The 23,655-nt window shown below is 57.2% G+C and carries 15 protein-coding genes; 8 read left to right on the plus strand and 7 right to left on the minus strand.

The genetic code is table 11. From position 1 onward, the window contains the following. Positions 1-201: 201 nt before the first annotated feature. Positions 202-1,743, minus strand: coding sequence for an AhpA/YtjB family protein (locus tag BMX68_RS10525; protein ID WP_017133347.1), 1,542 nt, complete (start codon positions 1,741-1,743; stop codon positions 202-204). Between the two features lie 132 nt (positions 1,744-1,875). On the opposite strand from BMX68_RS10525, the gene serB reads away from it, so the two are divergent. After that, the gene (gene serB, locus BMX68_RS10530) at positions 1,876-3,090 is read left to right on the plus strand and encodes a phosphoserine phosphatase SerB (protein WP_017133346.1); all 1,215 of its coding nucleotides are present in this window, start codon (positions 1,876-1,878) and stop codon (positions 3,088-3,090) included. 46 nt (positions 3,091-3,136) lie between these two features. Here the strand turns inward: serB and BMX68_RS10535 are convergent, their stop codons facing one another. The 4 genes from BMX68_RS10535 to BMX68_RS10550 form a co-directional block, all read right to left on the minus strand. Then, a complete protein-coding gene (locus tag BMX68_RS10535; RefSeq protein ID WP_017133345.1) occupies positions 3,137-4,939 on the minus strand; it encodes a cyclic-di-GMP receptor FimW-related protein in 1,803 nt (600 codons plus the stop codon). Positions 4,940-5,143: 204 nt separating this feature from the next. Continuing rightward, positions 5,144-6,007, minus strand: a complete 864-nt coding sequence (gene asd / locus BMX68_RS10540) for an archaetidylserine decarboxylase (RefSeq protein ID WP_017133344.1) — start codon at positions 6,005-6,007, stop codon at positions 5,144-5,146. An 18-nt stretch (positions 6,008-6,025) separates the two neighbouring features. Continuing rightward, complete coding sequence (gene rhdA / locus BMX68_RS10545) at positions 6,026-6,841, minus strand: thiosulfate sulfurtransferase (RefSeq protein WP_017133343.1); 816 nt, start codon at positions 6,839-6,841, stop codon at positions 6,026-6,028. A 44-nt stretch (positions 6,842-6,885) separates the two neighbouring features. Continuing rightward, positions 6,886-8,424, minus strand: a complete 1,539-nt coding sequence (locus BMX68_RS10550; RefSeq protein ID WP_017133342.1) for an HDOD domain-containing protein — start codon at positions 8,422-8,424, stop codon at positions 6,886-6,888. A 210-nt stretch (positions 8,425-8,634) separates the two neighbouring features. Between BMX68_RS10550 and motA the strand changes: the two genes are divergently transcribed. After that, positions 8,635-9,486 carry a flagellar motor stator protein MotA gene (gene motA, locus BMX68_RS10555; protein WP_017133341.1) on the plus strand — a complete coding sequence of 284 codons (852 nt, stop codon included), beginning with the start codon at positions 8,635-8,637 and terminating at the stop codon, positions 9,484-9,486. Between the two features lie 3 nt (positions 9,487-9,489). After that, complete coding sequence (gene motB / locus BMX68_RS10560) at positions 9,490-10,530, plus strand: flagellar motor protein MotB (protein ID WP_017133340.1); 1,041 nt, start codon at positions 9,490-9,492, stop codon at positions 10,528-10,530. 42 nt (positions 10,531-10,572) lie between these two features. On the opposite strand, the gene rsgA is transcribed toward motB, so the two are convergent. Further along, positions 10,573-11,604, minus strand: coding sequence for a small ribosomal subunit biogenesis GTPase RsgA (gene rsgA, locus BMX68_RS10565; protein WP_017133339.1), 1,032 nt, complete (start codon positions 11,602-11,604; stop codon positions 10,573-10,575). Between the two features lie 110 nt (positions 11,605-11,714). Between rsgA and orn the strand changes: the two genes are divergently transcribed. The 5 genes from orn to BMX68_RS10590 all read left to right on the plus strand — a co-directional run bounded on the left by orn (position 11,715) and on the right by BMX68_RS10590 (position 22,091). Then, a complete protein-coding gene (gene orn / locus BMX68_RS10570) occupies positions 11,715-12,257 on the plus strand; it encodes an oligoribonuclease (protein ID WP_074862133.1) in 543 nt (180 codons plus the stop codon). An 84-nt stretch (positions 12,258-12,341) separates the two neighbouring features. Continuing rightward, positions 12,342-12,956, plus strand: a complete 615-nt coding sequence (locus BMX68_RS10575; RefSeq protein WP_176986863.1) for a trimeric intracellular cation channel family protein — start codon at positions 12,342-12,344, stop codon at positions 12,954-12,956. 199 nt (positions 12,957-13,155) lie between these two features. Then, a complete protein-coding gene (locus BMX68_RS10580) occupies positions 13,156-17,148 on the plus strand; it encodes a hypothetical protein (protein ID WP_248672855.1) in 3,993 nt (1,330 codons plus the stop codon). 41 nt (positions 17,149-17,189) lie between these two features. Then, positions 17,190-20,222 (plus strand): hypothetical protein, encoded by a 3,033-nt coding sequence (locus BMX68_RS10585; RefSeq protein WP_017133335.1) that lies wholly within the window; start codon positions 17,190-17,192, stop codon positions 20,220-20,222. A 12-nt stretch (positions 20,223-20,234) separates the two neighbouring features. Further along, positions 20,235-22,091: a hypothetical protein gene (locus tag BMX68_RS10590; protein ID WP_074862137.1), complete on the plus strand. Its 1,857-nt coding sequence runs from the start codon at positions 20,235-20,237 to the stop codon at positions 22,089-22,091. A gap of 415 nt (positions 22,092-22,506) precedes the next feature. Here the strand turns inward: BMX68_RS10590 and queG are convergent, their stop codons facing one another. Next, positions 22,507-23,595, minus strand: a complete 1,089-nt coding sequence (queG, locus tag BMX68_RS10595) for a tRNA epoxyqueuosine(34) reductase QueG (protein ID WP_017133333.1) — start codon at positions 23,593-23,595, stop codon at positions 22,507-22,509. Positions 23,596-23,655 lie beyond the last annotated feature (60 nt).

The following is a 23,655-nucleotide window of genomic DNA, read 5'->3' on the forward strand; positions in this document are numbered from 1 at the left end:
GTGGCGTTCGGACAAGTCTGCTCGCCACCAGACCACGCGGCGCCAAACATTGCTGATGGATAATCTTATGCCTCGTGCCAGTGCTGGCCGAGTTTTTCACCCTGGGCTGGTTAATGGCCTAGCAGAGTTGCTGGGTTTACTCATCCTTGATCACAGAACAAGGTGAATAAACGCCAGATTGTTCACGATTGGTCGCGGCACTCAGGCTCGCGTTTCATGCATCCGCGCCAGTTGGCGTTCGAGCATCGACGGATAAGGCTCCATCAAGCGTTCCACGCAGCACGCACCTTCAGGGCTGGCAATCGGACGGATACGTGCGCGCTGGCGGATCAGTGGGTCGTCGCTGATCTGGCGCTCCACCAGCAGCAGGTTGCGGCTGTGCTGTGACAGCGCCAGGGCATCCTGCGCGGTTTCGGTCAGCAGCAAGTCGATCTGGCTCATGCCGAACAGCTCGTCACCCAAGGTCAGGCCCAACTGCAGTTGCAGGGTGATGCCACTGTCGGCGACTTCGATCTGTAACTGGTGACCCAGCGCCCTGAGCAATTCACCACAGCAGATGGCATTGGTCAGGTAGTCGTCGCCGCTGTCCTCGCTATGGAACAGCATCAGCGTACTGCCGTCATTCAAGGTATGCAGTTCGCTCTGGTACAGCGAGGCAGCCTGGTCCAGGCAGTCGCGATAACGTTCCAGCAATTCGGTCAGGCGCGTGCGTGGCAGGCGACGTAGCTGATCCTGGGCGCCCAGTTGTACCGCGAGCACGGCGCTGTGCCGGGGTTGCGCGGGGGCTGATGGCTGGGGCCTTGGCGCAGCGGCCATGGCACCGGGCGGACTTTCCCGCAGGTCGGCGAACGGATCTTCTTCGTCCAGGTCCAGATCGTCTTCGGTAGCGCTGACGATAGGCCGCGATGCTGGCTTGGGCAGCGGCACCGTGGCGCTTTCGTCGAAGCTCGGGTCACGCAGGTTGCGGACCTGAAAGGCCGGCTCATCGGGCTCTTGATCGTAGTCGCCCTCGTCGTAGTCGATGGGCGCTTCGGGCTCGGGTTCCGGCTTGACCGGGGCAAAGCGCGAATGCAGTTGGCGGGCGAGGTCGCCGATTTCGTCCTGGCGCTGAGTGGCCGGGGTGTGTTCGTCCATGTCCCGCAACCAGACCCGCAGTTGCAGCAACGGCGTGGAGATATGCCGTCCCAGGCGCAGGCTCAAGGCCAGGGCCAATGCCAGCAGGATCGCACTGAGAATCCCCATGCTTTGTAGACTGATGGTCATTGGCTGCTGGAACTGGGCCATGTCCAGACTGATCCGCAGGTTACCGGCGGTCATCTCCTGGAAGGTGATCTTGGTCTGGTAGACCCCTTCGGTCTCCCCCAACAGGCCGCTTTTGGGCCGTTGGCCGGCCTCGGCGAGGATCCGGTTATCGACGCTGTAGATCGCCGCGTGGGCCACCAGCGGGTTTTTCGTCAGGTTGTTGAGCAGCACGTTGAGGCTGAGAATGTCGTTGGACACCAGCAGCTCGGTCGCCGATGTGGCGGTCTGAGTGGTCAGGCTCTGCCCAAGGGCATCGGCCTGCTGGTGCATGGCTTCCTTGAACTGCAATCCCATCACGCACGCGTAGATGACCAGCGCCAGCGCGACAAGAATCACGTTGTGGCTGGCGATACGCAATGCAAGCGGTACACGGCGATGACGCAATGCCCGGAAGATCAGCAGGAAGAAGTTATCGGTTTTGACTGGCGTGGGCCGGTTCACTGAGCGCGGCTCTTTTGTCCGTGAAGTTGACGCGCAGTATAGCGAGAGGCCCTAGGCCGGCAAAGCGCTGACGGTGCCGATGGTCACTGAAAGTGCGTAGAATGCGACTTTTTTAAGCAACGGGGGTGCGCTTTGCGCGAAATCGTCCTGATTAACATCACCGGCAGGGATCGTCCGGGTCTCACGGCGGCCATTACCGGCGTGCTGGCACACGGTGGTGTGAACATTCTCGACATCGGTCAGGCGGTTATCCACGACACGTTGTCGTTTGGCATCCTGGTTGAAATCCCGAGCACCGAGCCGGCCTCGTCGGTGCTCGCGGATATTCTGTTCACCGCCCACGCGCTCGACCAGCAGGTGCGCTTCACCTCGGTGTCGCCAGTCGATTACCAACATTGGGTCGACGGCCAGGGCCAGCGGCGCCATATCGTTACCCTGCTGACCCGCAAGGTCACGGCCGAGCAGTTGCAAAGAGTGAGTTCGATCACCGCGCGCTACGGACTGAACATCGAGCACATCGACCGCCTGTCCGGGCGCCTGCTGCTGGACGCTCCGGTTGACCGGGGCAAGGGTTGCATCGAGTTCTCGGTACGCGGCGAGCCGCTCGATGCGCAGGCGCTGCGCGCCGAATTCCTCGGCGTGGCTCAGGAGCTGAATGTCGACATCGCCTTTCAGGAAGACTCGCTGTTTCGGCGCAATCGGCGCTTGGCGGTGTTCGACATGGACTCGACGCTGATCGAGGCCGAAGTCATCGACGAGTTGGCCAAGGCGGCGGGCGTGGGTGAGCAGGTGTCGGCGATCACCGAGCGGGCGATGGCTGGTGAACTGGATTTTCGCGCCAGCTTCAAGGAGCGTCTGGCGCTGCTCAAGGGGCTGGATGTGAGCGTGCTGGATTCGATTGGTGCTTCGCTACGCTTGACCGAAGGGGCCGAGACCTTGTTCGCCGAGTTGAAGCGCCTGGGTTACAAGACCGCGATCCTCTCAGGCGGCTTTACCTATTTTGCCCGACAGTTGCAGGCAAAACTGGGTATCGACTACGTGTTTGCCAATGAGCTGGAAGTAGTGGATGGCAAATGTACCGGGGTTGCTATCGAGCCGATCGTCGATGCCCAGCGTAAGGCGGACCTGCTGCGCGAACTGGCCCACAAGGAGGGCCTATGCCTGGAGCAGACCATTGCGGTCGGTGATGGCGCCAACGACTTGCCGATGCTGGCGATTGCCGGGTTGGGCGTGGCATTCCGGGCCAAGCCGCTGGTCAGGCAGTCGGCCCAGCAGGCGATCTCCACCCTGGGACTGGATGGAGTGCTGTACCTGCTGGGGTTGCGCGATCGCGAAGGGCAGAACTAGTTAAGGCTGCGATCATTCCCGTGCGAGGCGTGGGCATGATCGGAGCTTAAAGCGTTTTCCACAGCGAACCGAAATCTTCTTCGTGTCCCGTTGTGCCGCTCGTCGCCCATTCGTTGCCGATCGCTACCGGCTGATCGAGCAGTCGATATTCGAACTGATTGAAACCGCCGGTGCTGATCAAGCGTTTGTTCAGCCTACCGCGGTGTTCGTCGCCATTGGTATTGATCGTCACCTTGTGGCCTTCCTGGAACGGCAGGCGCGGTGTCAGCAGCGTTGCGGGAACTCCGATGGCGTTGATTTCCGGCAACAACAGGGCACGCAGGTAGTGGCTGTTCTCTTCGTTACCGCGCACCAGTTGCAGGCCACAGGGTTGGGCATGCGGCGCTATCAGTTCGATCCCCATCTGCGTGCCGCCGCGCACCTGGCGAATCCAGCGTACCACCGCGACGCTCCAGCCTCGAGCCGTCGAATCCTGGAGGCCGACCAGTTCTCCCGCCTGTAACTGGTCGGGCACTTCCTTGGGCCACACCAGGCAATAGCCACTGGGACTGTGGTTGATGATCTGTAAGCTGAAAATCGGAAAGTCTTCGGCACTGTTGGCCGCCGCTTGGTTGATCTGGGCCTGCGTGGGGTGATACTGGATTTCCTCGTAGGGCAGCAGGGTATCCGCACTGCCGTGGCGCTCGGCATCGAAGGCAAGAGCCCAATTGTCCTTTTCGCTGCTGTCGGCCCGTTGCGCGGCGAAATGCGCCGGGCGGCTGGCGTCCGGGCGTTTGAGGATCTCGCTGAAGGAGCGTTGCCCGCCCAGGTAGTAGTGCAGGGCGCTCATGCCGATACACAAGGTCAGTTCTCCCTGGCTCGGCGTGCGCTGGAAGGTGCGCTCGGCCTCTTCGCCCCAGGCGGCGCTAAGGTGTTGCAGGGTGTCCAGGCTCAGCCCCCCAGGCACCGGCAGAGGCGACTCGGCGCGTTGGTCGGCGGGTAGTTCGAGGTAGTCCTTTATGGCCTTGACCAGTTGCAGGGTGTTGATGCCTACCAGACCCGGCCGTTGTTCGTCGAGCAACAGCGAGGTATATCGCGGTGGCTCACCGGCTTGCGGAGCAACAGCGAAGAGGCATGAAGCCAGCCCTGCGCCCTGGAGTGTGACTAGCGCGCTCCAGGGTTCGAGGACCTGCGCCAGGCGGGCGATATTACCCTGACGCATCTGGTTGCTACGCGAACAGCCCAGCAACAACGCGACAATATAAGTCTGCTCGATAGTCAGGGACGGGGTCTGGCTGGCCAGTTCGTCTCGTACCGGGTTGCCCTGCACCTGATGGGCGATGGCCAACTGGTACAACTGGTGGACGTCGAGCCACAGGCTTTGCGGTATCGGGCTATAGAGTTGACTGGCTCGGATCAGCGGACCGTTCAGACAATGCAGGGCCCGTTGTATGGCCAGGGTCAGCAGCGCCGCGCGGCTCTTGCGAAAGCGCGAGGCGACGCGCATCGCGATCTGCTTGTAACCGATGGCCAGGTGGTTTTGCAGGGCCTGGCAAAGGTTGGCGATCTTGCGTGGGCGCTCATCAAGGACGATGGACTGATTGAGGAAGTGGCGCTCCAGGTGCTTGCAGACGTAATACACCTCGGGACGCATCTGTTCGAGCAACTGCAGGCGGTTTTCGCTAGGAGTGAGCAACTGGTTGAGCTCACCTAGCCCTTGATACAGCAAGCGCGCGGTCTCGCCGAGATTAGCTTTGGGCAGCTCGGCGATCCAACGCTTCAGATCGCGTGGTGTTCCATCGCAGAATGACAAGCTCAACTGCGTGGGCGTCGGGGCGCGCAACAACAGATCGGGGCTCGGATTGCTCATGTAACGGGCCAGCTCCAGCAAAGAAACAACGTGCGCCATCCGTTGGCGGGGTGACCGTAAGATGGTGGCAATATGATGTTGCAACTCTAACAGCAATACGGGGTGAATGCAGCTTCGTCGGGCGGATTGGCATGCGCCCGATTGTCCGCTACGCGCACCCCGTCAGGTGCGAGTTTAGTCGTTCCCGCGAGCTCGTCGAAGTTTTCAGGCGCCTGCCGGCAAGCCCAGCCCCTGGCCCATGGTGACGGGAGAGCCGGCCACCAGGTCTTCGGCCCATTGCACCTGATCGGGACCGAACAGCACGATGGCCGTGGAGCCCAGTTTGAAACGTCCCAACTCCGCACCCTTTTCCAAGTGGATCGGTGCGCGGGCGGCTTCGTCATAACGCACGCTCTTGCGTTCGCGCTTGGGTGGCGTCACCAGTCCGGCCCAGACGGTTTCGATCGAGGCGACGATCATCGCGCCGACCAGCACCACGGCCATCGGGCCACGTTCGGTATCGAACAGACAGACCACACGCTCGTTGCGGGCGAACAGTTCCGGGACGTTTTCGGCGGTGGTCTGGTTGACCGAGAAGATCCGGCCAGGCACGTAGACCATTTCCCGCAAGGTGCCGGCCAGTGGCATGTGTACCCGATGGTAGTCCTTGGGCGACAGGTAGATCGTCGCGAAGTTACCGCCCATGAACGGCGCTGCGACACTGGCATCGCCGCCTAACAGCTCAAGGACGCTGTAGCTGTGGCCCTTGGCCTGGAATACCCGACCATGTTCGATAGGGCCCAGTTGGCTGACGGCACCGTCTGCCGGACAGAGGATCGCTCCCGGCGTCTGGTCCAGGGGCCGTGCTCCTTCCTTCAGGGCACGGGTGAAGAAGGCGTTGAAGTGCTCGTAGGCGGTCAGGTCTTCCACCAGCGCCTGGGACATGTCCACCTGGTAGCGTCTGGCAAACCAGGCAGTGAAGGCATTCTTGAACCAGCGCACGCGGCATTCGGCGATACAGCCGGCCAGGCGCGACAGCAGGTGGTGGGGCAACAGGTACTGGCTGAGGATGAACAAACACTTTTTCATCAGGGGTCCTTGGAAATCTCAAATCTCTACGGGGGTGTCGGGGTGGTTGCCCCATTCGCCCCAGGAGCCGGCATAACCTTTGACGCGCGGATAACCGAGCGCCTTGGCCACCAGATAGGTGAAGCCGGAACGGTGATGGGTCTGGCAGTGGGTGATGACTTCTTTGTCCGGGGTGATCCCCAGGCGATCAAGAATCTCCGGCATGTCCTTGCGGATGCGCAGGTTACGGGTTGGGTCCATGCCGGCGGTCCATTCGAAATTCACCGCGCCAGGGATATGCCCGCCCTTGGCGGCGAGAGTTTTTTCGCCGCGATACTCCTGTGGGCTGCGGGCATCCCAGATCGCCAGATCGGCGGCGCCCAGGCGCGATTGCAGGTAGTCGCAGGTAGCGCTCGGCTCGTTGTGCAGGGTCAGGGGCTGCGGGCCGCCGGCTGCCGCCGGGGCGTCGGTGGACAGTGGCAGGCTTTCGGCTAGCCATGATAGGAGGCCGCCGTCGAGGTAGTGGTAGCGACTGTGGCCGATGACATCCAGCAGCCAGATAAAACGTCCGGCCCAACCGCCGCCCTCATCGTCGTAGACCACGTAGATCGCCTCCGGGTTGTGGCCCAGTTCGCCGAACAGCGCTTCGAGCGCTGCCTTTGGCGGCAATAGTCCCGGTGCCGGCGGCTGGCCCAGTTGGGTGCGTTTGGGGTCGACGAAGCGCGCGCCGGGAATATGCCCGTTGGCATAACGGGCACTGCTGGTCAGGTCCACCAGGATCAGTTCGGGAGTGGTGAGGCGCGGCAACAAGTCGCTGGGCTCAATCACCAGCGGCAAGCCAGAGAAGTCAGGCATGTGAGGTCTCCTGAACGCAAAAGGGGAAGATTGTAGCGCAAGCTTCAGGCTCTGCGGTGGGTAAAGGCCTGCAGCGCCCTCTCGATACACTGTGCGGTTTTACCGAAAGCTTGCACAGTGATTTCCGAGAGCGGCCCGCCTCCCTGGTCGGCCATGATCAGCATGATCACCCGGCCATTGTTGCTCAAAGAGCGCAACAACAAGTGTTCCCCCGCAAACAGGACCCGCAGGTTGCCGGGCAGGAGGGCGGAAAACCGGGCATTGTTGACCGGCGTCAGACGAATCTGTGCCGGTTGGCTGAGCAGGCGCTGCAAAACGATGTGCTGGCCCACCTGGAAGATCAGGTTGGCGGCTTCCTTCGGCAAGCCGGCGATCTGATTGACCCGCAGCGCGCTGTGGCTGCGGTCGGCCATCAGGATCATCGTGCGGCGCATGCCGCAGGCAACCAGTGCGTCGCGGGCCACCGTGGTCAAGTGCATGGCGTTGCTCAAACGCACGGGCTCGGCCAGCAGTTGCGCACAGTGCTGGCGCCAGATGCCCAGCGCCTCGGAGCTGGGGGCTGAGGCCGGTAGCAGGCTGGCATGCACGCGCCGGACATGCCAGGGCCAGATCAGCGCTTGGGCCGGGTGCCAGAGATCCTCCATCGAATGCTGATTGGCACTCTGGGCTGCCTGCTGGTGGATCTGTTGTTGTAAGTGCTCCAGCGGCTGTTGCAGGTAAAGGCTCGACAGGAGCTGCCAGCGCAGGCAGTGCGGGCTGTTCCAGGCCTGCTGCGCCGCGAGGGCCAGGCCGTTGGCCAGCAGGATGGTATTGGCCGGCTGGTTCAGCCAGCGGCGCAGGGCCGGATCGGCATCCAGCCGCTGTTGCTGGCGCAGCCGGTCACTGCTGTCGCGGGCGATATGCAGCACCTTGGCCAGCGTGCGCGGTTCGCTGAGCAGCAACTGATAGCCCTGGCTCACCCAGACCGGCAAGCGCCAGGCATCGGCCAGCCCCTGGCACAACTCCAGCAGGCGGATGCCGAACAATTGCAGTTCGACGCCGGCGGCTGGCTGGTGTTTGTGCAGTACCCGTAACTCCCAGTCCTCGAGTAGCTTCGGGTGAGTCATCGCCAGCGGCCACAGGGGCGCGAGAAACAGCAGGCTGCCCCAATGGATATCCTGCCAGAGTCGCGCCAGGCGTGCGGCGAACAGGCCATTGGCCTGCTGGCTGGCATGCTGGCTGATCAGCTGTATTTGCCGCAGGGCTGCCGGGATGTCCTCCGACGGTCGCGTAGGCAGGCGTTCGAGCAACTCCTCGGTGCGCTTGAGGCCCAGGCGATTGATCGCCACCTCAAGGCTCTCGGCCGGCTCGGTCATGCTGCCATGGGTGTGCTGGTTGGCTTCGCAGATCACGCTCAGCGCCAGCGCGGGGCTGTCCTGCATCAGCTCGGCGATGTCACGCAGCGAACTGTGGCGGTCGCGGATCGCCCGGCAGACGCGGTCGTGACTGTCCAGGGGGACAGGCAAGCATACAGCTTGCAACAGCTTCATCCAGCCTTGCAGGGTGCTTGGCGTTGAGCTGGAGACAGTCGTTTCATTGGCCATAATCGAGCGCGATCATCATCACGGTTAACACGCCCGGAACGGGCCTGGCAGGCGGTGTAACGGCGTCGGCGCGAGGTATTGCGCGGCTTGCTTGCTGATTTTTCGCCTGGACTGGCTATAGTCTGGCGCAGATTCGCCGATAAGGAGAAGAAGAGATTGATTAACTTCCGAATGTGACCTTGAACCCGACTCAGTAAGTGCTCTGACCCTATGGCTAAAATTATCGGCATCATCGTCGTATTCGCGAGCGTACTCGGCGGGTACGTGCTCTCCCATGGCAAGATTGCCGCCCTGATCCAGCCCTTCGAGGTGATGATTATCGGGGGGGCCGCCTTTGGTGCGTTCCTGCAGGCCAACCCCGGCTACATGACCCTGCACGTGGTCAAGAAGTCCCTGGGCATGTTCAGTTCGCGCTTTACCCACACCTTCTATCTCGAGGTGTTGGGGTTGATCTACGAAATTCTCAACAAGAGCCGCCGTGAAGGCATGATGGCGATTGAAGGCGATATTGAAGAAGCCGCTGCCAGCCCGATCTTCGCCAAGTATCCGGCAGTGCTCAAGGACGAGCGTATGACCGCCTACATCTGCGATTACCTGCGCATCATGTCCTCCGGCAACATGGCGCCCCATGAATTGGAAGGGTTGTTCGACATGGAGCTGTTCAGCCTCAAGGAAGAGCTGGAGCATCCTTCCCATGCAGTGAACGGCATCGCCGACGCCATGCCCGGCTTCGGTATCGTCGCGGCGGTACTGGGGATCGTGGTGACCATGGCTTCCCTGGGCGAGGGCGACCAAAAGTCCATCGGCCTGCACGTGGGTGCGGCGCTGGTGGGTACCTTCTTCGGTATTCTCGCGGCGTATGGCTTCTTTGGCCCGCTGGCGACCTCGTTGTCCCATGACGCCAGGGAAGAACTGAATATCTATGAAGCGATCAAGGCGTCCCTGGTGGCCTCGGCCTCCGGCATGCCGCCTTCGCTGGCGGTGGAGTTCGGGCGCAAGGTTCTGTATCCGCAGCACCGTCCCAGCTTCGCCGAGCTGGAACAAGCGGTTCGCGGTCGCTGAGTCATGGAAAACAATCAGCCGATCATTATCAAGCGCGTCAAGCGCTTTGCCGGCAGGCATCATGGCGGTTCCTGGAAAATCGCCTTCGCCGACTTCGCCACGGCGATGATGGCATTCTTCCTAGTGCTGTGGCTGCTGTCCACGGCCACCCCGGAACAGAAGATCGCCATCGCCGGCTATTTCAAGGACCCGATCGGTTTCTCCGAGAGCGGTACGCCCTACATCATTGACCTCGGCGGTTCACCAGTGCTGGCACCGGACCAGACCCTCAACCCAGAGGTCAAGTCCCAGCCGCAACCGGACAAGATCATCGTCGACACCGATCAAGTCGAGAGCATGGCCGAACAGCTGGAAAGGGAGCGCCTGGAGTTGCTGCTACGGGAGCTGCATAAAAAGGTCGACGAGAGCCCGGAACTGCAAAAATTCAAGGAGCAGATCCAGTTCGAGATCACCCCGGACGGCCTGCGCATCCAGATCATGGACGCCGAAAACCGGCCGATGTTCGATTCCGGTAGCGCACGCCTGAAGCCTTACTTCGAAGACATCCTGCTGGCCATGGCCGACACCATCAAGGCGGTACCGAACAAGATCAGCATCAGCGGTCACACCGATGCCAAGCCGTACTCCGGCACGGGCGACTTCGGCAATTGGGAGCTGTCGGCCAGCCGCGCCAATGCTGCCCGTCGTGCCCTGGTGGCGGGTACTTATCCGGACACGCAAGTGGCGCGAGTGGTGGGTTATGCCTCGTCGTCGTTGTTCGACAAAGCCAATCCGCTCAATCCAGTCAACCGTCGCATCGATATCGTGGTGCTGACCAAGAAAGCCCAGAAGGCCATTGAAGGTGAGCAGGGCAGCGATGATGGCAAGCCCGCGCCGGTCCCGACTCCGGGCCAGGGCGCGCCGGGCGAAGTGCCTGTCGACCCGAATGCGCTGCCGGCGGACAAGCAACCGCTGCCCGCCCATGAGGTGCGACAACGGTTGAATATCTTCGAGGACGGAGTGCTGAAAATGGATGAGCCGGGCCAACCCAAGGCCGGCTCATGAGCGAAGCCACAAGAGCGTCCTCCACGAGGTATCGGTAGTCGCTCAGTAGCCTTCTTGCGGCAAGCTGGCAATGATCGAGCGGTAACTATTCATTCGCTGCTGTTGCACGCGGCCATCTTCCAGGGCTTTGAGCAGAGCGCAGCCGGGTTCGCGATCATGTTTACAGTCGCGGAAGCGGCAGGTGCCGATCAGGTCGTTGAACTCGATAAAACCGGCTTCGACGTCGGCGCGGCTGACATGTCCCAGGCCGAATTCGCGAATCCCCGGAGAGTCGATCAGCTCACCGCCTCCTGGGAAATGGAACAACCGCGCGGTGGTGGTGGTATGGGTGCCTTGGCCGGACAGTTCGGAGAGTGGGCCGACGCGGGTGTCTACCTCGGGTAGCAGGCTGTTGACCAGCGAGGATTTGCCGACCCCGGACTGGCCGACGAACACGCTGATGCGCCCGTCCAGTTGGTGTTGCAGTTGTTCCATGCCGTTGCCCTGGTGGGCCGAGACCTCCAGCAAGGGATAACCCAATTGCCGATAGACGGTCAGCAGCGCATTCAGCGCCGCCGCGTTGTGCTCGTCGATCAGGTCGAACTTGTTCAACAGCAGCAACGGTCGGATGCCGGCATGTTCGGCGGCCACCAGATAACGGTCGATCAGGTTGGCATGGGGCTCGGGTAGCGGCGCGAAGACGATGACGATCATGTCGACGTTGGCCGCCACCGGCTTGAGCAGGCCGCGGCTGTCCGGACGCTTGAGTTCGGTGGTGCGCGGCAGTTGCGCGACGATCACGCCGATGCCCTGGTTGCCGGCGCGCCAGACCACCTGGTCGCCGGTCACCAGCGCCGGCAGGTTGGCCCGCAGATGGCAGCGGAACACCTGACCCTTGAGCTCGCCCTCCAACGCCTCGACTTCGACCTGCACGCCGAAGTGAGCGATCACCAGGCCGGTCTGCTCAGCCCCCAGGTCGCCGCCCTCCAACGCTTCTACCGCCTGGGATTCGCGTTTGGCGGCGCGTGCGGCGCGTTCGCCCTGGATCTTTTCGATGCGCCAGTTCTGGCGGCGATTGAGCTGGCGTTTGGCCATGGGTGTTCCGTATCGTTGAATCGGCGGGGAAGGTCGAGCGGTCGCGAGTTTAGCACGCCCGGCAAGCGCGGCCTGCGCTAAACTGTGCGGCTATGTCGAGGAGCCAACTCATGCTAAACCCACAGAACCTGATCTGGATTGACCTGGAGATGACCGGCCTGAATCCGGACACCGACGTCATCATCGAAATGGCGACGATCGTCACCGACAGCAACCTCAACACCCTGGTCGAAGGCCCGGTGATCGCGATCCATCACAGTGATGAAATCCTCGCCGGCATGGATGAGTGGAACACCCGCCAGCACGGCGGTTCGGGCCTGACCCAGCGCGTGCGCGAAAGCCGCATCGGCATGGCCGAGGCCGAGGCGCGGACCATCGCCTTCCTGGAACAGTGGGTGCCCAAGGGCAAGTCGCCGATCTGCGGCAACAGTATCTGCCAGGATCGTCGCTTTCTCGCCCGGCATATGAAGGCCCTGGAAAGCTATTTCCACTACCGCAACCTGGATGTCTCGACTCTCAAGGAGTTGGCCGCCCGCTGGGCACCGGACGTGCGTGACAGCTTCCAGAAGGGCAGCACGCACCTGGCGCTGGACGATATCCGCGAGTCGATCGCCGAGCTGCAGCATTACCGCAAGCACTTCATCAAGTTCTGATCCGCACCGGTGCTTACCGCGCTGCGCTCTTTTGGGGCGCGGCGCAAGCCAGTAGACTGCGGGCCTTCTCCTGCCCGGATCGCCATCATGTTGCTGATGCTTTACCTCGTCGCCATTACCGCCGAAGCCATGACCGGCGCCCTGTCGGCCGGGCGCCGTGGCATGGACTGGTTTGGCGTGGTATTGATTGCCTGCGTCACCGCGCTTGGTGGCGGTTCGGTGCGCGATGTGCTGTTGGGGCATTATCCGTTGACCTGGGTCAAGCACCCGGAATACCTGGTGCTGACCTCCGTGGCGGCGTTGGTCACAGTGTGCATCGCGCCGCTGATGCGTCATTTGCGTTCGCTGTTTCTGGTGCTCGACGCCCTGGGGCTGGTGGCTTTTACCCTGATCGGCTGCCTGACCGCCCTGGAAATGGGTCAAGGTATGATGGTGGCTTCGGTCAGCGGAGTGATCACCGGGGTGTTTGGCGGGGTGTTGCGAGATATTTTCTGCAACGATATTCCCTTGGTCTTCCGCCGTGAACTCTATGCCAGCGTGTCTTTTGCCGCCGCTTGGTGTTTTCTGGGGTGCACTTATTGGCAACTGCCCAGTGAGCAGGCGGTTTTGATCACCTTGTTCGGTGGTTTTCTGCTACGCCTCCTGGCGATTCGTTTTCACTGGGAAATGCCGAAGTTTGTTTATAATGACGAGGCTTAGTGGGCGTATATATCTACCTTTTTAACTCTCATTGTTGATTCGTTCGGGCAGTATCTGATCAATAAATTCCGTTTTTCTTTTGAAAAGGACAGCGAGTAGCCTTGTGACTCATAAGTAGTAATAAGGATATTACGATGTTGGACTCGATTTTCCCTGATGGCCGCCTTCCATGCATTATTACGCGGGAAGGGGTGATTGTATGAATACATTGCTGTTTGACTATGTCGGGAATCGTTATGAAATATCGGGCGATGCATTAGACAGCGACAGTCTTGCCTATCTTGGCGAAATTCAACGGGTCCTGGAAAAATATGAAGTTGTTTTTCCTGAGCTTTATCTGGAAGGTAAAGAAATACGTGCCAACCAACATGCAAAGGCCTATACGCTGGGCACCATTTATACCCAAGGTGCCAATGATCAGCGTATTATTTATCCCTGCTTTCGAGATGATTTTTTATTTGATTTCATTCGAGAAGTACCGTCTTTTTCTCTATGGAATGATCTGGATGGAGAGTTAGCCGCATCTTATGTGAAGCTCAAGTCGAACTTGATAAAGGATGGAACCGTTGACGAGCATCAGGTTAACCTGATGTTGATCCAGGATTTTATTGCCATGGTCAGTCCGGAGGGCGAGAATTTCAGGGCTAAAAAAGCAGAGCTGGATTTTTTGAAAGGCCTGGTCTCCCTCTATCAAGTTGGGGTGGCACAGGCGAAGGTTAGAAGTTTTCAGGGCGTGAGCCTGGTAAGTCCCACGACCGCAGATATCAGGGAGCGGCGCAAGCGTGCTGTCGAACATGCGTTAAATCTTCTGGTAGGTGACGATGTTGCCGATGTCAAACTTTATCAGGTGATTGCACAAAGAAGTCCCGATTCCATTGCGAGCATGTTTTTGATTTCAAAATACTACACGCGATGGAAAGGGCGCATCAATACAAGACAAGAATTTTCCAATTTTTTGCTTTCGAGTAACCTAGGGTCGATGCTGCCTGCTCTGTTTGCTGGATTTCATCAATTAAGTGCATTAAGAGCGCGGCGTGTGACACAAATTCTCCTGACACTCCCTAGCGAGGGTTCCCCTGCGTGGCGAACGATGCTGGTCAATATCCATGCCGAGTTTGATCTGTTCAGGCAACGAGCAGTGGGTAACATACTTAGGCCAGGGGGGCGTCACTACCTGGAGTTAGGAGCTGACTACTCAATCAGTAATACTGAGTTAGCCATAAAATACTCTGCCGCAGCGGCACAAGGCGTCGATTTTGATGGGATTGTCAATGTCATGGCTCATGGTCATGATATCGAAAGACGTTTGTCCGGGCATCCTGAAAAAGTTGCAGGGTGGCTATATGACAATATCTTCACCACCTATGGCGTGACGGGGTTCAGAAGATTGAGAGCGATCAATTTTCAATCTTGTTATATTCCTAAGGTACTGGCAATGCACATTACTTGTCTTCTTCTGGAGAAGGCGATAATTTTTTTTGAAAAAGATAAAATCCCTAATGTGATGGTTATTTCCAGTCCCCGGTCGCCGCTGGTATTGACTTCGCAGATGTTGCTCGGTCGCCCTCGATCGAACGCATGGCAAGAGCAGCATTTTGTTTTTCCAGGGCATGTACTCAAGGCCTTCCGGTATCTCATCGATAATTCCTCAGATATTCAAGTGGCAATCAGAGAGGACTTTTATTGGTCCTATGATTCCGCCAGTTCTAACTATCTTTCCTATGTGGACTACTTAAGGAGCACACACGTTTTAGAGGTGGAGCGGCTTTCCGCGTATTCGACAGATGTTTATTATGTCAATAGAGCATCGCTCGACTTTCTCAAGGGATTTACACGAACAAAAATAGATATCCGCAACAGCGCTATGTACCAATGTACTCAGTTGATCAGTGACACGTTCCCCGAGGCGGTTAGCGATATCCGCAAGCTAGTGGCGATTACTTCTATCGGTGCGCCATCAGAGCTGCTTCCGCTCGGCGATGTCGAAACCACCCGCAAAGTGATAGATTTTCTGGCGAGCTTGAAGTCAGCAAGAGATCGCCGCGATTTCCTGGGTGGTTATCAGATTTACAATGAGACAAAAGTAAAAATTCTGATTGACCCCTACGATCCCCATGGACCTGCGAAGATAAAGCATTTCACTGATCTTATCTTCAGACTGTGCAGCTCCTTGGCTCCTAGCAGTGAAGCTCGCTATGAGGCCGCTTATAAAAAACTCTTTCTGCTCGACAAGGAAGACTATCGGGCGATGACCGGCATTGATATCGATTTCGCCGCTCGTCAATTTTTCAAAAATTATCCGTATATACAGTTTGCTCCGGTGGAGTTTCATTCCTTTCAAGGGAGTAGCCCTCGGTCGGACATGATGACAGTGGACGTTGGCCTGCGGCAAAGTCTATTGAGTAGCGAGCAGTTCGGGGTGTCGACACGTGAGCTGAGGGCATTGCTGGAGGGCGGAGACGAAACAAAGATCCTTCCAGCCATGGATCGATTGGAAAGCAGCTTGAGGGAGAAGAAGCCGCTTCTCAACGACTCGCGTTCGCTGAAAAACCTGCAAGAGACCCAGGAAAATCTCGCTCGCACCAAGACCCGTCTCGAAAAAAAACAGCTATCGCCTGTCGTTCTGAAGACTACCGCCCGCGTGGCCGCCGGCTCCAGCCGGCTGCTCGGGGCTTTTGGGGTCTTCGTGGATTTTCGCACCCAGCCCTTCCACCTCGATTTCTCTTCGGTTAAATCCAGCCTGTTCACCACCAGCGATTCGCTGGCGGTGGTCAAGGGGGTCTTTGATTTCACCACTGATGTGGGGCCGGCACTGGCCTTGCGCCTGGCCTCCAGCGCGTCGCGAGCGCTCTGGCAGCCCCGGCTTGATCATCTCTTCTTCAAGCTGAATAAGGTGCTACTGCCCCTGGATGTGCTGTTCACGGCAGTCAGCCTGTATCGCAACGTTGAAGGCGCGCGGTTGGCGAAGACCGTCGAAGAGCAAGCGCTGTATATCACCATGACGGTGATCGATGCGGCTTCGTTCGGTGTGAGCCTGGCGGGATTTATCCTGATCGGTGTACCTGGGGTCGGGGTTGCCCTGATTCTGGTGGGCATGGCCTTGGCAGTGGTGAACATCCTTTTGAATGCCATCGTCAGTCTCTCCCAGTTGGAGAACTACCGCTGGGACGAGAAGGTGGGACTGTTCTTCAGCAATCTGTTCGGTGCTACGACGCTGCCGGGTATTCTGACCCAGCAGCAGATGCGCCAAGCGGCGGATCAGTTGTTCGCCGGCTTGCGGGAAGAGGGCATCGATCTGCTGCTGACGCCGATGATCAATGATGCGGACGACACTGACCAGACCAATCCGCTCAAGGATATCGGTGCGCACAGCCAGAGCGCCAGCGTCAAGGGTTATACGGTGTCGCCTTTGGGGCTTGGTCCCAATGATCTGAATACCCGGTCAGACGCTAACACTCAGGGAAAAAACCGGCAGGTCTACAGGGGCTGGTACTTGCGTCGCCGAGAGGCCCGCCGGGGGCAGGAGCGCAAGCTGATGGTGACCATGCCGTCCACGCCGAGCACGCGGCTGGAGGTGCTGGATTTCGGTCCGATCCCGACGATCCTGCTGTTCGGCGCCACGCCCCACTTGTTACTAGAGGCCAATCCGTTTGGCTGGGCGGCGGGAGAGTCGCCAGAGGAACAGGCCCTGAATAAATATCAGGTCAAGCTACATGCGCAGACGGCCTATACCCTGCAGTTCAAGAAAAGCGTGATGACGTCAAAGGACTTTGACTCGAACTTTGGCAGTCGCACGGAGCTGGTCGTCCCGCAAGAGGTCTTCCAGAAATTGCCGCAAGTGAGCCTGGACCTATCCGGGCAGGATCGCGAGACGCTGGCGGAACTGGACTTATCTCGGTCCTCGCTGGAGATCGTCAAGTTCAAGGGCAAGAGCACGTTTCGGCTCGACCTGGTGAACACAAATGGCCACAGCCATTGCGCGTTGGAGCAGGTAGTACGGACGGTTCAACTGCCTGCCTATATCCAGTTCAAGAGCGGCGAGACGCACCCGGTGATGGCGGTGGTGGGAGAGGGAACACGGGTTACGTTGAGAAACTCCACAGGCCATTCCCTGCTGTTGCTGAAGCGAGAGGTGCGTCGTTGCGATATCGATCTGCATGCCTCGGTCACGGGTTTTGCGATTTCCGTTTAGTTTTAAATAAAGTTGAAGCACTTTTTAAGGGAGTATAAGTGATGAGTGACAGGAAAGTAATAAAAATTACCGGTCATGGAGCCGCGACGGATTCCAGGCTGGATAAAGTCGAGTTGATTCTGACGGATACCTCTCTACGGTACTATGATCTCACCAGCCGACTAGATCCGCGGGTGACTCCCATTAAGAAGCAATCATTTAACGTGGAAGATCGTGATCAAGCCAAGCTGCGGGTGTCTTTGGAAGGCAATTTTTTTGTCAGCGAAGTCAAAGGCAATGAGTTGGTTTTAAGGAAAAACATAGAAAGCAATTTAAAAATTATTCTGCAGAATCAGACTATAACCTTGAACCCTGATCTCTATTATGGAGGTCGGTTATATAACGTTATGGAAATGGATCTGCCGCAGTTGCTTATTCCGGGTAATAACCAGCCGGTTATGTTGGGTAGTGCCGCTAGCCGTTCCTATGACTCGACAGCGCTGGTATTCAATGCAGAAAGAGAGGCGGAGCTTGATCGGTATCCGGGCGATTCCATTGTCAATTACGAGATCAGGCTTGCCCGGTATGACGGGCAACCGACAAACCCAACGGCGGGATATCTGAGTTTTGAGGAAATAAAAAACACCAAATCAAAGGGGTTTGTTATTCTTTCGAGTGCTCCAATGTCTGCTTTTGATTTGAGTTCAATCCAGTTTTCCTATCGTATTACGACGCGCGGAGGCACTCGGATAGATTCCTTGGGGGATGAAAAAAAGGATTTCTTGCAGGTTAGGGTCAGCGCCTCGATCCATCAGCTTATCGATATGAAAGCGATTAACAAAACGCACACCCTCGATTCTTTGGAGATGAAATATCTGTTGAATGGCAGGGACTTGTTCAGGTACTTGAATATAGCTTTTCCTCGATTCAGGGTTTTTTATGAGTCAGGCAGCGAAGTGGCCTATAACAGCGTGCATCATCTTGATCTTTCGACGGCGGCAAAAAAGACAGAGCATGGATTGTTGATCGATATGGCGTCGCTTGCTTCGGTCGATTCTCTTGATAAGAAATCTTTTTTACGTATAAAGGGATTAGTGTACTTTGAGCAGGGGCCCCCAGAAGTCGCTAATTTTTCATATGAGATGCTCGACTCAGACTATAAAACGATGAGCGAGGAACATTACGTTGGTCGCTGCCACTTCAGGCAGGTTGTCGAGGACGCTGCTTCGGCGCGCGTACTCAATCTGGATGTCCGAGGAAATCCCTATTATTTTGAAATGGATATCAAGGATCCATTAAAGGAAGGTCTCTCAAAGCATGGCCCTTCGGTCTGTTATTATCGAGTCCATCTGATTTCTCCTTTCCCCCCGGTCGCCATGGACCAGCTATTTTTTTCCGAGGTTGATTTTTATTTCAACAGAAAATTGACCTTTGCAGATATTGCTCAAGGTTTGGATCTCCCTTATGAGGAGTTGGATATAGCGCCTGTGGTCCAGGAGGCAAAGCTGGAAGAATTTCTTGAGGAGTATGTGCTGGCCTATACGGCTATTCCTTTCTCTTTTGAGCGGATGGCGAAAGATGTGCTTATGCGAGCGGCTTTTCCCCAGGCAGTAGCGAAGCATGTTTCTGTACATGGTTATTCTAGAACGGGAAGAAAGCTGTTCAGTACGCGCTGGTTGGAAAAAGACCAAGTCGAAGAAGATCCCGTTTGGTGGTGTGGAGTTGAAATGCTGGTGCTCTGTATCTGGATGAAAAAAGAGGCCCTTGCGCAAACTCCTTCACCTTATAGCTACCGTGCGGAAAGAGAGTTTGACGGTGGAACCTATGATGCTCCGTACTTCCTGAACGTGGAAGGGAAATTCAATCCTTATACCTACATTCCTTGCCTGAAAGGCAACCATATCTATGAGCTCGATCCGCTTTTCTCCAACACCCTGTATGTGGGGCAGGGGCGCAGCCGAGTTCAAGGCCGAGGTTCAGCCAACACGATTTACCTGATGTGGGATTCTCACACCGTCTTTGATTTCGCCGCGCAAGAAGACTTCCAGAAGAGGCTGGCGCCCTCCCGCCTGAAACTCATGGGGGTCGAGTTGGAGAGCGTCGTGATCCAGGTTCCGGGGCCGGAGGATGAGCGCTGGGGGAGTATCGTTCTGGAGTGGGCGCTGTTGGTTGATCCGGAAAAGGAACTGGCAGCAACCGAGGATCCTGCGGTTCTGGCCAGATTGAGGGGCAGTCGGGCATCGCTCAAAGAAGGGTCATTGACGCTGGTCAATTTCTTGAAAGAGCCGATTGGCGAGTTTCTTGAAATCGAGATAAGGGGGCGTCTTTATGCCTTGGAAGTATCACCTAACGACGGCAAGATTTATTGGCGGCGACAAGTTGATCTCAGCCGTGAAACGTTGGGTGAGAAAACAGTGCTTCGGCGCTGGAGCGACAAGACCGAATACGTATTGCGAAACAGCATTTTAGGCAAACCCAATACGCCTGTTTATCCCAGCGACGACGGCCTGGATATCCTGATCGCTCGTGGAGAGGTGGCCTATCTGCATGGCGGCAAGCATGAGACTCAACTGGTCGGCAATCTGCCCGAGAACTTTTTTTACCTCGATCAGGGTGGCGCCGACAGTGTGATCGCCAACGGTTATAGAAACACCATTGAGATTTCCAGCGCGTTGGGTGGAGACAAGGTCCTCTTCCTGTCGACTAAAAAGGAGGCAACCCATTTCATCTCTGCTTCCGGCATCAGTTTCAGAACGGCTCAAATACAGGACGACGACCTGTTCTTTTTCCTGGAAGCCGAGACCTACCTGCTGACGATCTGCCTGAAGGGCGTCGTAGCGTGGCCGCGCTCCGCGCAAAGCCGAGTCAGGCTATTGCTTGAGGAGGGGACCTTCAGCGCCGATCAGTTGATTGATTCTCTGCGATGGTTGGCGTTGAGTCATCGAGAAGAAGCTTACCGGTATCAATCTGCCTTGCCGGAGCCGGCCCTGCAACAAGGGTTTACTCAATTGGCCGATAGAGTAGCCAAGGATGAACACTCGAGGGGCTATCTGAAAGATCAGATCAAACAATATGACGTTGTCGAAAAAGAATAAGGAGAGTCCCTGATGTCTGTGCAAGCCAAGCTATTGGAGATGAATGAAAGTCGTTATAAAGTGGCGTGTCCTTTTTATGGAGAAAAGGACTATACGTTCACGTTTGAATTTGCGGCGGTCAACGCCGTCTGGCAGGTACATGATGCCGATTCCGCCAGTCTTGTCGCCAAGCCGAATATCTGGATGGGCGAAGAGAAAGAAGATCATTATACCGTTGAGCAGCGGCAAGGAGCGACGGGTGAACGGGTGTTTGCTTATCGGCTAGGCCGCAGTTTTACCCTGGTCTGCCTGAACGATCAGTTGTACCTAATGCTTAGAATCTGGGAAGAAAATAAAGAGGGAGAGGTTTCATCGGCAAGTCGACGCAATAAAAGCGCGGTTAAAGTCGCCACTCGAATGGTTTCAGGAAAAACCGAGCCGCTGATTTTCTCCCACCAGGATCCCTGTGTCATCAAGTTGGAAACACAGGCCGGTCTCTCGACGATCAAAGTCTGGAATACAAAAAAAACCGGGGAGGCGCCTTATATTCTGGGTGATTTCGGTGATGCGTTCAAAGATTTCTTCTCCGGCTTCGGCGAGTTCCAGTTCAATACGATTCCGCTGGACATAAAAAATGCCCAGCACTCCTTGCGTATGGAGAGAGTGGCGGCCTGGGTGGGCAACACTCGGCCAGAGAGCGAGGGGAATTTCAGAGATTACCTGGAGGAAAGAAAAGCGCTGTTGAAGTGCTTTGGGTATCGACAACTCCCCCTTGAGCGATTAAGCGCTCATTACCCGCTACTGAAGAACAGATGGGGGACGCTCGATAACAGTCTGTTTTACTCCGTGGAAAGCGCTGACTTCTCCATCGGGGCGGATCGAGGGCTCTGCTTTGATGCCTTCAGGAATAAATGTTCTATTTCTTTGACGCCCTCGGCAGATCGAGGTGTCTCCAGTGCTTTCATGTTGGATGTGAGGCTAAAAGACCCACGGTCAGTCGAAATCCAGACGGTGGCTTCGTTGATTAACACATGGAGTCAGTCAGAAACTGTTTTCTCAAGGCGAAAGTACGGGTTTGATTTAAAAAAAATCGTTGAGGATGTGGAGCGTTTCGATCCGGCTGAACCCTTTGTGGCCGGCGCGCATTATAAAGATCCAAACCTCGCAGTCGTCATTAAGAGCAGCACATTGGCGAGTAGCCTCGCGAATTTTATCGGGCAGTTGAGTGCGTCCGATTTTGCCCTCAAAGGGCAGTTGAAGGACACAATGAATCAGCTTCAGTTCAAACTGAACGAGGATAAAAAAATACTCTACACCCGTCGCACGGATATTGGTGTTCTCACCTGTAAAACCTCCGCACCCGAGAGCAGTACCGTGTTCTCCGTGCAGATTCTAAGGCAAATGAGGTCAGGCTCGGCGGATGGAGACCCGAGTTATGAGGAGAAGATGGTTTTCAACGACCATCAGGGGCACGAGCGTGGGGCCATAGACTTGAAGGGGTTTCCCTGTTTCCTGCTGCTCTGCCTGAGTGACGATCGAAAGGCGTTCAATTTGTTTGCGGCACGGACCGACAGCGATCTTTGTACCGGGTTGGAAGCTTCTTTGACTTATGCGATGTCTCCCTCCACCGATCAAGCGACATCTAGAAAAGATCAAACCATCGATGAAGTCATTCTGACGCTTGGCCGGGGAACAGGAGCGGGGAATGGCCCGATGATCTCGATCAAGGATTTGAGTCTTTGGCGCAGCGCCTTGTGGCGACGTGAGGGGTTGCTGACAGCGGGGGAGAGGATTGACAGGGACTATAATGTAAAAACATTGGCCCATCTGAGTTTTTCTGGCTCGCTCGGTTCTCTGATCGAACAATATGAAAAATCTTCGAAGTTCTAGTGGCCTGTACGGTGAGTTCGTTAGCTCAAGTTCGGATGCCATAAGTCCCTGGCCAAGGCGCTGTGACGAGTCATAGCCGGGCTATAGCGAGGAACAGCAACGCAGGCCAGGGATTTAGGGCGCCGAAATGGACTCATAGAACTCACCACACGAGCCACTAGGTGGGCGTATGCAATGCTTATTGTTTGACTACAGCCTGAATCAATATGAGATACCAGGCTTCGGACTGGACGGCGCAGAGAATTGTATATCCCTGTTTCCGGGTTGGACCTGAGCAGGAATGGTAGGAGCACGGGTCACGTTGAGGCGCTCGACAGACCATGTCCTGCTGTTGCTGAGACGGGAGGTGCGTCGTTGCGATATCGATCTGCATGCCTCGGTCACGGGTTTTGCGCTTGCTGCCTGACTCGCGAGATTAGCGGCGCACGCCACTCGGTGTCCCACGCTCGGTATGTTGATGCAGTGCCCACTGCACATGTTCCCTGACCAATTCCGAGGGATAGTCCCGGCGGGAGTTGAGTGCCTCAAGCACCACAATCGTCGACGGTGCGTTGCCCAGGCCGACCGCCAGGTTGCGTAGCCAGCGCTCGTAACCGGCCCGGCGCAGCGGTGAGCCCTCGGTGTTTTTCAGAAAGGTCTCTTCGTCCCAGAGGAACAGTTCGGCCAATCCGGCATTGTCCAGGCTGTGCCGGGGCTTGAAGTCGCCCTCGTCGGACGTGCGGGCGAACCGGTTCCATGGGCAGACGATCTGGCAATCGTCGCAGCCGAACACCCGGTTGCCGATCAACGGACGCAAATCCTCCGGGATCGCAGTCTTCAACTCGATGGTCAAGTACGAAATGCAGCGCCGCGCATCCAGCACATAAGGCCCGACGAACGCCGCCGTCGGACAGATATCCAGGCACGCCGTGCAGCGCCCGCAATGCTCAGTGACGTGGGGAGCATCTACTGGCAACGGCAGGTCGAGGAATAGTTCGCCGAGAAAGAAGTAGCTGCCGGCCTTGCGGTTGAGCACCAGGGTGTTCTTGCCGATCCAGCCGAGCCCGGCCTGCTCGGCGATGGCCTTCTCCAGCACTGGGGCGCTATCGACGAAGGCGCGGTAGCCAAACGGGCCGATGACCTGCTGGATACGCTCGGCCAGTTGTTGCAGGCGTTTGCGGATCAGCTTGTGATAGTCGCGGCCCAGGGCGTAACGCGAGACATAGGCTGTTTCCGGCTGCCCCAGACGTTGGGCCATTTGCGTGTCGCCGGGCAGGTAGTCCATGCGCAACGACACCACTCGCAACGTACCGGGTACCAGTTCGTCGGGGTGCGAGCGTTTGCTGCCGTGAGCGCCCATATAGTCCATGTCGCCCTGGTAGCCGGCGGCCAGCCAGCGTTGCAGGTGTTGCTCGTGCTCGCCCAGCTCGACGCCCGCGATGCCGACTTGCTGAAAGCCCAGCTCACGGCCCCATTGCTTGATGGATTGAGCGAGAGCGGGAAGATCGACGCTATTTACAGGCATGAGACAGGAGAAACCTAGGCTTTGATGCGTATAATTCTGCCAGACATCAGAGCCGAACGA

It is taken from the genome of Pseudomonas agarici, from assembly GCF_900109755.1.
GTDB lineage: Bacteria > Pseudomonadota > Gammaproteobacteria > Pseudomonadales > Pseudomonadaceae > Aquipseudomonas > Aquipseudomonas agarici.